We start from the raw sequence: 12,253 nt of genomic DNA, 5'->3' as shown, positions 1-12,253 counted from the left end.
TGTAGGTATATGCACCTGTTTCGCTTTTCCATAGTTTTAAATGAATTTAAATCAAATCAGATGAAGCGTTTAGCGATGACCATTTTACTGTTTTTTTTCGTGCTGGGGGTAAATGCCCAGTCTCACGTTTCAAAAAGTGAATATCCACGGTTTAACTGTAGGTTTGCCCCAAAAGGTTCCAACAATAGTGAAGGTAAATTGATGTGCCCTGCCTGTCAGAAAGAAGATGATGATGCCAGAAAAAAGAAGATAGCAGATGATCAGGCAGCGGATAAGGCGAACAGATTGAACAATGAAAAGTTAAAGAAGGAGAGTGTTGTTGCTTTTAAGAAAAACAAGGAAGAAATAGCGAAAAAGAATAAGGTAACTGAAGTCTCCGTCAGCATTCCGACGCGCACTGTGGTTAAAAACAATACTACCCCGAAGAAAATTGAACCAAATGCGATTAAAAGCGAGCGGTTTATGTCTGGCGGTGGGGGTGGAAATTATTTTTACAACGAACAAGGTAAGATTAGCCCCGGGCCTAATGCGTCTCAGATTGAAATTGATAGGGCCTATGGTACCTGGAAACTGGATGATAAGCCGGTTGCACGATATTTACATCCTGCTGAAACTGGTGTGATCTTATATAGAACATCAGAATATTGTAAGGGATGGTACCTAAGGTATTATGATATTGTAGATCATGATCTTAATCCTCTTTTTAAAGATAAATCCATACACTATATAGAACATTTTTATGAAAATTGGTTTTTAATAGGGTATCTGCCTTGTGATTCCTACATAAAGGATGGAGAAAAACGATTTGAATCTTTCAAATTATACAATGTAGCATCGAAAAAATTTAGTCCTGTAAAGATAGAGGAGGGCTTTAGTTACCTGGACCTCACTAGCACCTATAGTTCGTATGGAAATGCTGTGGGCGACTTTGTTTTTCACAATAGGTTTTTCGAATCCGGAGTGTACAATACATTCTCAAAAAATTTCGGTAAAGATCCATTGGAAAACAGATCATATGAATTGCTCATTGATAAACTTGCCGGAGGTAATGATAAATGGAAAGCTGCTGCTTGTATCCGGGTTTCCAAAAGCCTGAATGATTATTATTACCATGTTTTTGTAATGGCTGAGGACAATACGTTTAAAACATTTAAAGTTTCGCTGGATGAATTTCGTACTTATTACTCAAAAGTCCGGTAGCTGTTTTGCCGGGATCCTGAAAATTTGACAAGAGGCTTTTTAAGTGAGTTTATAAATCACTTTGTTTATAATAGGCTGCTTTTTTTATTGGAAATTCATTCGCGGATAACAGCTGCTTATAGACTCTGGAACAGGCCTCTGTAGCCCCTTTTCCATTTTTTGGATAGGTCATGGTAGAATCATGGTTGTAACCGATCATGTGGCTCACTTCGTGCACGACGATGAAACATACATCTTTGTTCAGGTAATCGTTAAGTATGTGATTGGCTACACCAAATGTATAGCCGCCACCCAAACCTGAAACGTTTACCACCACGCCACAATTAAACTGCGGGATATCTATCATTTTTTGGAATGCGGTTTCCTTTTCGGCTGTGCTGAGGAAGGTCACACCGTCATTGCCGGTAATCGGTTCTGCAACATAGGAAGTCCTGGTTTCATTTGCCTGAAGCAGGTAAGCCAGGTTGATGATAAATCCTGAAAACCTTCTTACATCTTTTGCATCGATATTCTCTTTCCAATTGTCTTCCGTATTATCATTGGAATCAAAATCATGATATTTCACTTTCCATTTTAGTTTTGCCAGTTTTTTTAATTTGACAATCAGCTCGGTTTCTCCGCTGAAATCAAAACTTACTTTTCCGGGGACTAAGCCGGTAGTTTTGTAAGCCGATAAGTCTACAGGCGCATGGTCGATGTCGAGAAATTGGGAGGTCCCGTTAATAAAAGGGTACTTTATTTCCTGTACGGCATGTGCCCTGATTTTCTTTATTTTAAAAAGCCTGACCGGTTTTGCGGATCCTTCGATGCGGAGTAAAATGGTTGCATTTTCGATGTCAACAGGCGCAAAATTGGCGACCTCAATAGTGGTTTCATCTATTGCTTTTACCCGTAAAACTTTGCCAATTTCATACCTGCGCGCTTCGGCTGTTAACAATGCGGTAGATTCGCCATCCTGAAACATGAGTTTGGAGTTGCTGTCATTGTCAAATGAAAGTTCTGTTGTGACCACTTCTGCGACTGCCGGCTGGCTGGTATTGTTGTTTTTCTTACAGCCTGCAAGTAAAATAAGGAGAAGGATCAGAATTTTGTTTTTCATGGGTGTGTATTCTTTTAAGCTTAGCTATTAAAACTGTAAATATAGCTTACTGGTTCGATATGCCCGGGCGGAGGATGGATTTTTGGAGACATTATATCAGGATTCATTATCTTGGTTGAGTCAAAAGAGCGGGTTGATCTAATTTGCCTGCCGGATGATATTTAAAATCAGCTATGAAACTCGGGTTAAAAATTGTTGTTATCTTATGTTTTGCGTTCAACCTTGCTGTAGCTCAGCATAAACGTCCCAATATTCTAATTATTCTCGTTGATGATATGGGTTGGCGTGATGCCGGATTTATGGGCTCTGAGTTTTATGAAACACCGGTAATTGATTCATTGGTTAGGCAGGGGATGGTGTTTACGAATAGTTATGCTTCAGCAGCGAACTGTGCGCCAAGCCGTGCCAGCCTGATGTCCGGCAAATGGATGCCGAGACATGGAATCTATACGGTTGGAAATTCAGACAGGGGAAAGTCTGCAGATCGAAAACTAGTACCGGTTGTGAATACGCTGACCCTGGATCCTAAGTTTAAAACATTGGCGCAATCTTTAAAAGAAAATGGTTACAACACCTGTCTGGCAGGCAAATGGCATTTGAGTGATGATCCTGTACAGTATGGCTTTGAGGTAAATATCGGCGGTTCACATGCTGGGAGTCCGGCGAGTTACTATCCACCCTATAAAAACATCAAACTGACTGGTCCGGATAACAGGTATCTTACCGATCTGGTGATGGATAAAACCGTCGATTATGTTAAAAATGTATCCGGAGATAAACCCTTTTTCTTGTACTACGCGAGTTATGCGGTGCATACACCTATACAAAAGATCGATAGCCTCCTATACAGATTTGAAAACAAAAAGGCCTGGGAGGGGCAATCCAATAAAGCTTATGCGACTATGCTGAAGAATGAAGATCAGAATATTGGTCGCTTATTAAGCGCATTAAAAGCCAAAGGAGAGTTGGACAATACGTTTATCATTTTTACTTCAGACAATGGCGGACTGAATCAGGTTACCTTTCAACATCCGCTACGTGCCGGTAAAGGGAGTTATTTTGAGGGCGGCATCAGGGTACCTACCGCTTTTATATGGAAAGGAAAGGTTAAAGCAGGAACTCATTCTGATCTGCCGGTCACGAATCTGGACTTTTATCCAACCTTAATGGAAGTCGCAAAGGCAAGTACAACGGAAGAGCTGGATGGTCATAGCCTGTATGCCTATTTACAAACCCAAAAGCCGGAAGCGGCTTTGGCCGACAGGCCCTTGTACTGGTATTTTCCCATTTATCTGGAAGGCGGAAATCAGGAAAGCAATGATCCTGTTTTCAGGACCAGGCCCGGAGAAGCATTGCGTAAAGGGAACTGGAAGCTGCATCATTATTTTGAAGACAATTCATTACAGTTGTATAACCTGAAAGACGATGTCGGAGAGCGAAACAATGTCGCGGAAAAATTTCCGGGAAAAACAAAAGAACTGCTGGAATTACTTAAACAGTTAGATCAGAAAACGAAAGCTCCCGCTGTTACAGAACTTAACCCTGGATATTCCGGAATTAAGTAGCATCTGTAAACGCTTAATATCCAGGGTTCTTGCGACCGGAAATTTGATCAGGGATGCAATTTATAACCCTTTAAGCAGTTTGGCGGACAGGTAAAGTTTGAAATCTTTAATCCATCCGCTTTCTATATCCTGACGGGGCAGTATTTAACTCCGCTATTAGATGGCAGACTGCGCATCATAATGACACTTTTGGGGCTTGCATCAGGACTTTTGGTGGTTTGGCCGACTAGGCAATATTTTCCAGATATCGGAGTACTTCTTCCTTTTTGCGACTGGAAACAGGAATCTGTTCCTTAGTCTGCATTTGTAAATAACCTTCTCTGTAATATCTGATCACATATTGAAAATTCACCATATAGGACTGATGACATCGTAAAAAGCCGAAGGCAGTCAATAAGCTTTCGTATTCTTTCAAGCCTTTAGATACGAGGATCTCACGCTTATTGTTCAGGTAGAACGTGGTATATCCCCGGTCACTTTTACAATAGATGATGTCTTCCATAGCTACAATCTCTATATATTCAAGGCTTTTCAATGCAATGCGTTTGCTTGCGCCTATACCTTGTGCAAGGTACTGGTCTCTGGCAACGGCGAGTTGTTGCCGGTCAAAGGCTTCTTGTTTACGGTGATGAAAACATTTGTCCAGCATGGTGGTCAAAGCTTTTTCATCTATTGGCTTTAGCAGGTAGCCAAAGGAGCCCATATTTAACGCCTGGATGGCATACTGATCATATGCGGTAAGAAAGATGACCTGAAAATCTTCAGCTCCCAGTTCATCAAACAAACGAAAGCTGTCGCCATCTTTTAGGCGGATGTCTGCCAGGATCAGATCGGGTTTTAATTCCGGTATTTCTTTGGAGGCCTTTGCTACTTCTGCTGCTGATCCGATCACTTGTATGTAAGAGATTTTGCTCAGAATATGTAACAGATGTTCCAGGATACGGGTTTCATCTTCAAGAAGATAAAGTTTCATGTGCTTCAGTTTTCAGGTTTATTCTTTTATTTCAGGGATGATGATGTGTACGGTAACACCATGTTCCTTTTTATGTTTTTTATCTTCAATCTCAAATTTTGCTTCCTGACCCGGGGATGTAAAAAGCAGGTCCAGCCTTTCTTTTAGGATAATACTTGCCAGCGACTGTTTCTTAGGGCTAGGAATATCTTTATTGATCAAGCCTATCCCATCGTCGTCTACCATAATGTTCATTACTCCATTCTCAATACGGAATGATATGGACAAAAGCCCTTTGTAATCAATATTCCTAAAGCCATGTTCTATTGCATTTTCAACAAATGGTTGTAACAGCATGGGTGGGATGAGAAGGTCCGGAGCATAGATGTTTTCATCCAGGATGATTTGATACTCAAAAAGACCTGGAAAGCGCATTTGTTGTAGCAAGAGGTAGTTATCCAACGATGAGATCTCTTCTTCCAGACTGATAAAATCTTTACGGTTTTGTTCTAAAATGTTCCTCAGGAGTCCCGAGAAAACGGTCAGGTAACGTCCTGCTTCATCTCTGTCGCCTGTTGCAACCAAACTTTGAAGATTGGCGATGGAATTAAAAATGAAGTGTGGGTTTAGCTGTACCTGCAGGAGTTTTTGCTCAATGTTTAGCCTCTTATTTTCCGACTGTAGCAGCTGATTCTTTTCCTTTAAGCGGTATTGCCTGTGTAAAATATAGAAAAATAAGAGCAGTCCCACAAAAACGAGCAAAGCCAGGCCCATAGTCCATCTTTGCTGAAGGATAATCTTTTCACTAAGTTCATTCCGCTTCCTTAGGTCATCAATGTTCCTGTCTTTCTTTTCTGTATTATATTTTTCATGTATTTCTGCCACCTTTACGGCGTCCCTTTCTAAAAGGTCCCGGATTTGCAGCCTGGAAGCAGATTCTGCGGCATCCAGGGCTTCAGCATATGCACCTTTTGCCTTGTATGCCTCTATAAGTCCGTTGAAATAAGTCGGTTTTTTTCTGCCTTTTGGATTTTTTTCTGAGAGTACGATTGCTTTCTTAAAGTAGTAAATCGCAGAATCCATCATCTGATTATGAATAAAGCTGGTGGCAAGATTACTATAAGCGATGTCGTTGAGGTTGTTGGTCTTTTTCAGGTAATTCACATAGGCCCTGCTGGAGGCTAGTGCTTTTCCAAATTGCCCTTTGCTGTCATATATTTGCGCTTCATTGTCATAAGTACGGGCTATGGCCAGACTGTCATGCAGACTTAAGGCAAGGTTACGTGCCATCACATTGTAAGACATCATTTTCTCATAATCCTTTATTCTGTAAGCAAGAAGGTATGAGATGTCGTAATACCTTTGTTTGATTTCCGGATGAAATTTGTAAGGATGACTACTATAATAGTGTTCGGCATATTTTAGGGACTCTTTATCATTGTCGTTCTGAAAGTACGCTTTGGCCAGTAGGTCGTAAAGGTGGTAAGTAATCCTGCTATCAGCCTGTTCTGCCTTTTTAAGGAGCGCAAGTATTTTGTTCATTACCGGAAATTCCACAATCACACCATAGTTGGTGCTCAGGTCGAGCAATTTATAGCTTTTGAGCAGATCGATTTCATCTCCGGGCTGAGTTGCAGCCATTTTTTCATATTCTATGCGGGCACTATCCAATTGCTTTTCCGTTTCATACTTTAGGCCTTTGAAATAATGATAAAATGCTTTGCCATGAGCATCTGAAGCGGAGCGAAGCAGATGTTCTTCCTCGTTAATGCGCTTTCTATATTCAGCACGGGATAAGGTATCCAGAGAAATGGCAAGGGCCAGGTAATCTGTTTTAGGATTAGGTTTAAGTGAAGTCTCCTGATCAGTCTTAGATTGCTCTTGTTGCCTGCAAGACGAAGCCATTAGCAGCGATAAAATAAAAAATAAAGCAAAAACAATTCTTATATTCATCAATGGGGTATTAGTTATTTGAGTTGTTGCAAAGGCGATCTGTTAAATTATTTCAAGTGTAAAAATAGCAAGCTTTTGAAGAAACAAATGAGGTTTCTTTAACGATTTTTCATTATTCGCATTCAGAGCAATTGCTGCTTCATCAAAGACAAATATTCAGGAAATTTATTTTTGCAATTAGACTATTGGTGCTAACTTATGTGTTTATTGTCTGGCGATAAACATGAAATTGATTTCCGGGATGTATGAATGGATATTCGTGGTGATTTAGCTGATATCTGAAATTGTCAGATGATCAAACATACACACACAAAGGCTATATGCTATTCCTAAAACCACCCAATATCTCTATCTGAAGAAAAGAAAAATAGAATCCGATGATCAGGAGGAAAGAGAGAGCATCGGGAATCCTGAAAAAGAATTCCCGGACTTGTAATTGCATTAACAATTTATAAGCCTTTAAACGGTTTGCCGGACAGGTAAAGTCTGAAGTCTTTGATTCTCCCTGTTTCCATGTCCTGGCGGGGCAACACTTTAATCCCGCTAATACTGGTTTGTGCACCTAAATCAATCACGATCTGATGAGGATGTTTAGGGCTGTTGTCTTTCCACTGGCTATGCCAGATGCTGGTGTATTGGAGGTCAAAAACATTTTCAGATTTACCATCCTGGCTTTTCAGCTCCTCGCTGTCTACATACACTACCTTCCATAAATTCCTTGGAATTTGCTTGCCGTTCTCATCCAGTAATTCCAGCTCGGCCATTGACGTATAGGCATCTTCAGCAAAGTTGTTCAATGCTGCTATGGCGATGTACCTGCCCGTCTTCAAAGGAAAAGTAAAGTTTTGCCATTTGGCAGAATTTTCCATTGTTCCGCTATAGATCATACTGCCCGTATTGTTGCCAAACTGTTGACCGGCTTTGCGATGGTTGCTGCTCATGGCTTTTACCTCCGTAAGGCTATCGAGAATTGGTTTTTCCAGGCCTTGTAAACGTGGGGCAACAGGGCGGTGAAGGTCAAGTACCACCACTTCATTCTTTCCTGCATTTAACCATACCCCTGGAACATACATGGTTTGGGTAGGGCCAATATTCCAGTAGCGGCCAAGGCAATGTCCATTGATCCAGACCACGCCTTTTTTGAACCAGCGCATGTCCAGGTAAAAATCATTGTTATGTCTGGCGCTGAAACTACCTTTATAAAATGCTGGTTCGTTAAGTTTTCCGGCCGTTGTTATGCTTTGATATTTGAAAGCCGGATTGCCTTCTCCTAAGGGAATGGAATAGTGTTTCCATCCTTTGAGCTGCAATTTTCCGGTATTGGAAATGCGGTAAACCTCAGCTTGTAGTCCCTTGCGGTCGTGCATGTAATCACCATAGTTCACACGGCCCATGGCTTCTACCAATACGCGGAGTCTGGTGTTTTTTGACAGTGCAGGAATAACGATGCTATGCTCATTTTTCATTCTGTTCAATACGCCAATGAGTTTCTGGTCCAGATATATTTCGGCATAGTCATGGACTGCTGTAAAATCAAGGGTGCTTTTCGCTCCGGCCGGAAGCGTGGTTTCGTAGGCCATCATTCCATATCCTTGTCCCAGGTCTTCCATATACAGCGTGGTATCAGAAAGTACAGGCTTACCCAATTGCGATAGTACCGGAGCTACTGAAGTCAGGTTAAATGCTGCGATCTTCTGAACAGGTATGGCTGCGGGTACCTCTGGCAGATGTTCTCCTGGCTGAAGATGCTTTTTGAGCATGTCCCGCAAGGCGTAAAATTTAGGGTTAGCCGATCCGTTTTCACTGATTGGGGCATCGTAATCATAGCTGGAAGTTTCGGGCAAATAGGGCTGGCAATTGGCACCGGCCCATAAACCGAAAGAGGTTCCTCCATGGATCATGTAAATGCTGAAAGAGGCTTTCTGTTCCAGCATCCAGTCGAGCTCTTTGACCATGCGGTCGCTGGAGCCGGTATGATGGGCATTGCCCCAGGAATCAAACCATCCGGGGTAGTATTCGCCACACATTAAAGGCCCTTCGGGCTGTACTTCGCGTAAAGCTTTGAAGCCCGCTTCCGGATTACTACCGAAATTGACCACTGCAAAAAGGTCTTTCTGGACATCGTTTTTTAGCTGGACTACGCCATCACAGGTGAAAAAAGGAACATCAAAATTGGCTTCTTTCAGGTAATCCCTGAGCTTTAACAGGTAATCTTTATCTGTGCCATAGCTTCCGTATTCGTTCTCTACCTGTACCATCAGGATCGGGCCACCATGGGTAATTTGCAAAGGACCCAGCACCCGGCCAACTTCTTTTAAATACTGGCGGCTGCGTTCCATATAATAAGGGTCCTGGGTCCGTAGTTTGAGGTCTTTCTTTTGCAGCAGCCACCATGGGAAACCGCCAAACTCCCATTCGGCACAGGAATAGGGGCCCGGACGCAGGATCACATACAATCCTTCCTCCTGTGCGATTCTGCAAAACTCGGCCGCATCGGCCTGTCCTTCCCAATTGAATTTTCCGGGACTGGTTTCATGGAAATTCCAAAACAGATAAGCGCAAACGGTATTTAAACCAACGGCCTTGACCATTTTTAAACGCTGTCTCCAGTAGGCTTTTGGGATTCTGGCGAAGTGTAATTCACCGCAACGGATCACATAAGGTTTACCATTTAAAACAAAGGATTCTGTACTAATCTTAAAAGGTGCATCCTGCGCTTGTTGGGCAACAGCAGGTTGAAAGCAGGATGCAGATAGTATAAAAAATAATAAACCGGTTAGTTGCTTCTTCATATAAAGAGTAATGGTGAAATCAAGGACATTTATTACAATGCTAAGCAAAAAAATAAGAAATAAAATTTGAAAAATTACACAAACGATTGCACGATACAGAACAATCGATTGTGTAGTTTTTACCTGGATTAAAGGGCTTTTTTCGGGATTTTATTGCCGTATATTTTAATTAGTTTCGGTCTTTTTAAAGTAGAAAATCAAACTTTTTTATGCGAAAATTTAGCTGTGTGCTGTTGTTTTTACTCCCTTTGAACCTTTTGGCGCAGCAATTTAAACCGGTGCAGGAACTGTTGAAACGAAGAACGCCCTGGCTGGCAGATCAGGTGGTGTTTAAACTGCTGAAAGACGATCAGAAAGACCTGTTTGAATTGCAGAGTTCAGGAGATAAACTGGTCATCAGTGCTTCCGGACCAAATGCAGCAGCAGTGGGATTGAACTGGTATTTAAAATACTATTGTAACCGCTCCATGTCGCACATGGGAGATAATCTTGCTCCGGTTTATCCAATTCCTGTAGTTAAAGAAAAAGTACGTGTGGAGGCTCCGGCCAAATACCGTTATGCCTTAAACTATTGTACCTATAACTATACCATGAGCTTTTACGATTGGAAAGAGTGGGAGCATGAGCTGGACTGGATGGCCTTAAATGGGGTAAACCTGATGCTCACTGTAAATGGGATGGAAGCCGTATGGCAAAATACACTGAAACAGATTGGATACACTGATCAGGAAGTAAATGATTTTTTAGTTGGCCCGGCATATACGGCATGGTGGCTGATGGGTAATATACAAAGCTGGGGAGGCCCGATGCCTCAGAGCCAGATTGATGGCCGGAAAGCCTTACAGCAAAAGATGATGGGACGGATGAGAGAACTGGGGATAGAGCCGGTATTGCAAGGTTTCTATGGTATGGTGCCAGGATCTTTAAAAGAAAAGAGCAAGGCGCAGATCATTGACCAGAAAACCTGGGGTGCATTTAAACGTCCGGATATTTTAGTTCCTGACCGTCCTGAATTTTCCAGAATAGCGGGAATATATTATAAGGAATTACAAAAAGCATATGGCAAAAACAATCGTTTTTTTGCGGGAGATCCTTTTCATGAAGGTGGGATTACAGCTGGTATAGATTTAAAGGCGGCAGGGAAATCAATTCAGACAGAGATGCAAAAGAGCTTTCCCGGATCAACATGGGTGCTACAGGGCTGGCAGGACAATCCTAAACAACAAATGCTGGATGGCCTGGATAAATCACATGTGCTGGTACAGGAACTGTTTGGTGAGTTCACCAATAACTGGGAGAAAAGAAAGGGTTATGATTCTACACCCTTTATCTGGGGTGTGGTAAACAATTTCGGTGAAAGACCAGGTTTGTATGGTAAGCTGCAACGCTTTGCAGATGAAGTAGACCGGATCAGAAAAGGCCCGTATAAAGATGTGTTAAAAGGGGTAGGGATTATGCCCGAAGGGCTCAACAACAATCCTCCGGTATACGATCTGATGTTGGAGCTGGGCTGGAGAAAAGACCATGTGGATGTGAAAGAATGGCTGAATGGCTATGCTAAATATCGTTATGGAAGTTCAAATCCTCATATTGATCTGGCATGGCAGGGATTCCTGGAAACCATTTATCAAAGTATTCCAGGTTATCAGGAGGGGGCAAGTGAATCGGTGTTTTGTATCCGCCCTGCGCTGGATTCCAAACCGGCCTCCCGCTGGGGAACCCGTGTAAGGACTTATGATCTGGTAAAATTTAAAGCAGCGGCCATGGAGTTTGCAAAAGCAGCACCTGAATTTAAAAACTCCGATACTTATCAGATTGACCTCATCAATGTGTTAAGACAGGTTTTAGCCAATGATGGGGAACAGGTATTTGAAGCGATGGTAAAGGCCTACAATGAGAAAAACACGGAACAGTTTAGCAAAATATCTGCTCAGTTTCTGGACCTGATCCGTCTTACAGATGAGCTGCTGTCTGTCCATCCTTATTACCGGTTAAATACTTACAAAACCCAGGCCTTAAGTTTAGGAAAGACGGAAGAAGAGAAAAAACTCAACATCAAAAATGCCATGATGCTGATCACCTACTGGGGAGAAAACATTCCGGCAGAAGATAATCTCCATGAATATGCCTATAAAGAATGGGGAGGACTAATGAAAGACTATTACCTGGTACGCTGGGAGATGTACATCACCCATTTGCAAAATACCCTGCAGGGGAAGCCCACTCAGGCTCCCGACTTTTTTTGGTGGGAACGGGCATGGGTAGAACAAAATATGGAGCTCAAAAAAGAAAACCCGGTTAAGCCTTTAGATCAGGTAACTGCTGAAATTCTAAAATGAAAAACAGCTGTTCAATAACCTTGCAGGATTAATCATTGAACATATCAGAACACCATCCACGCTGAGGTTCGTCATGTTGTCCAGGATTTGTCTTTCCCGCTCCGGGTTCTCAAATGACTGGCCAAAAATTACGTTATAGTTCTTGTTGCGGGAATAGCTTTCTATCTTACGGAGGATGGAATGGTAAAAAGTTTCTCGGATATCAGGCAAAACCAGTTCAATGGTTAAGGTTTTGTTTTTTTACATGAAATGCATTTAATTGCGCTTAGGTGTATTCAAATTCATTTTATGTTATATTTAATTACATATTAAGAAATAAAAGGATGCTTCAGCAATTTCCTTAGCGAATATTC

At 41.9% G+C, this 12,253-nt stretch carries 7 protein-coding genes; 3 read left to right on the top strand and 4 right to left on the bottom strand.

Features of this window, described 5'->3' with window-relative positions:
- The first annotated feature begins 60 nt into the window (after window positions 1-60).
- Entirely contained in the window at window positions 61-1,200 is a 1,140-nt protein-coding gene (locus tag DBR43_RS04740; protein WP_124578398.1) for a hypothetical protein, read from the top strand.
- Window positions 1,201-1,249: 49 nt separating this feature from the next.
- Here the strand turns inward: DBR43_RS04740 and DBR43_RS04735 are convergent, their stop codons facing one another.
- Window positions 1,250-2,299 carry a hypothetical protein gene (locus DBR43_RS04735; protein WP_124578396.1) on the bottom strand — a complete coding sequence of 350 codons (1,050 nt, stop codon included), beginning with the start codon at window positions 2,297-2,299 and terminating at the stop codon, window positions 1,250-1,252.
- A 173-nt stretch (window positions 2,300-2,472) separates the two neighbouring features.
- Between DBR43_RS04735 and DBR43_RS04730 the strand changes: the two genes are divergently transcribed.
- Window positions 2,473-3,864: a sulfatase gene (locus DBR43_RS04730; protein WP_124578395.1), complete on the top strand. Its 1,392-nt coding sequence runs from the start codon at window positions 2,473-2,475 to the stop codon at window positions 3,862-3,864.
- Between the two features lie 226 nt (window positions 3,865-4,090).
- On the opposite strand, the gene DBR43_RS04725 is transcribed toward DBR43_RS04730, so the two are convergent.
- The 3 genes from DBR43_RS04725 to DBR43_RS04715 all read right to left on the bottom strand — a co-directional run bounded on the left by DBR43_RS04725 (window position 4,091) and on the right by DBR43_RS04715 (window position 9,561).
- Window positions 4,091-4,837 (bottom strand): LytR/AlgR family response regulator transcription factor, encoded by a 747-nt coding sequence (locus DBR43_RS04725; RefSeq protein ID WP_124578393.1) that lies wholly within the window; start codon window positions 4,835-4,837, stop codon window positions 4,091-4,093.
- Window positions 4,838-4,855: 18 nt separating this feature from the next.
- Entirely contained in the window at window positions 4,856-6,769 is a 1,914-nt protein-coding gene (locus DBR43_RS04720) for a histidine kinase (RefSeq protein ID WP_124578391.1), read from the bottom strand.
- Between the two features lie 449 nt (window positions 6,770-7,218).
- Complete coding sequence (locus DBR43_RS04715; RefSeq protein WP_124578389.1) at window positions 7,219-9,561, bottom strand: beta-galactosidase; 2,343 nt, start codon at window positions 9,559-9,561, stop codon at window positions 7,219-7,221.
- 209 nt (window positions 9,562-9,770) lie between these two features.
- Between DBR43_RS04715 and DBR43_RS04710 the strand changes: the two genes are divergently transcribed.
- On the top strand, window positions 9,771-11,900 hold the full coding sequence (locus tag DBR43_RS04710) for an alpha-N-acetylglucosaminidase (protein WP_124578388.1): 2,130 nt from the start codon (window positions 9,771-9,773) through the stop codon (window positions 11,898-11,900).
- The last annotated feature ends 353 nt before the right edge of the window (window positions 11,901-12,253 follow it).

Source organism: Pedobacter sp. KBW06, assembly GCF_003852525.1.
GTDB lineage: Bacteria > Bacteroidota > Bacteroidia > Sphingobacteriales > Sphingobacteriaceae > Pedobacter.
Note: the sequence above shows the minus strand (reverse complement) of the source record. Positions and strands in the feature narration are given on the sequence as shown.

What these genes read in the sequence shown, in the direction of transcription:
- DBR43_RS04740 (WP_124578398.1), top strand. Translation starts at nt 61, where the DNA reads ATGAAGCGTTTAGCGATGACCATTTTACTGTTTTTTTTCGTGCTGGGG.
- DBR43_RS04735 (WP_124578396.1), bottom strand. Translation starts at nt 2,299, where the DNA reads ATGAAAAACAAAATTCTGATCCTTCTCCTTATTTTACTTGCAGGCTGT.
- DBR43_RS04730 (WP_124578395.1), top strand. Translation starts at nt 2,473, where the DNA reads ATGAAACTCGGGTTAAAAATTGTTGTTATCTTATGTTTTGCGTTCAAC.
- DBR43_RS04725 (WP_124578393.1), bottom strand. Translation starts at nt 4,837, where the DNA reads ATGAAACTTTATCTTCTTGAAGATGAAACCCGTATCCTGGAACATCTG.
- DBR43_RS04720 (WP_124578391.1), bottom strand. Translation starts at nt 6,769, where the DNA reads ATGAATATAAGAATTGTTTTTGCTTTATTTTTTATTTTATCGCTGCTA.
- DBR43_RS04715 (WP_124578389.1), bottom strand. Translation starts at nt 9,561, where the DNA reads ATGAAGAAGCAACTAACCGGTTTATTATTTTTTATACTATCTGCATCC.
- DBR43_RS04710 (WP_124578388.1), top strand. Translation starts at nt 9,771, where the DNA reads ATGCGAAAATTTAGCTGTGTGCTGTTGTTTTTACTCCCTTTGAACCTT.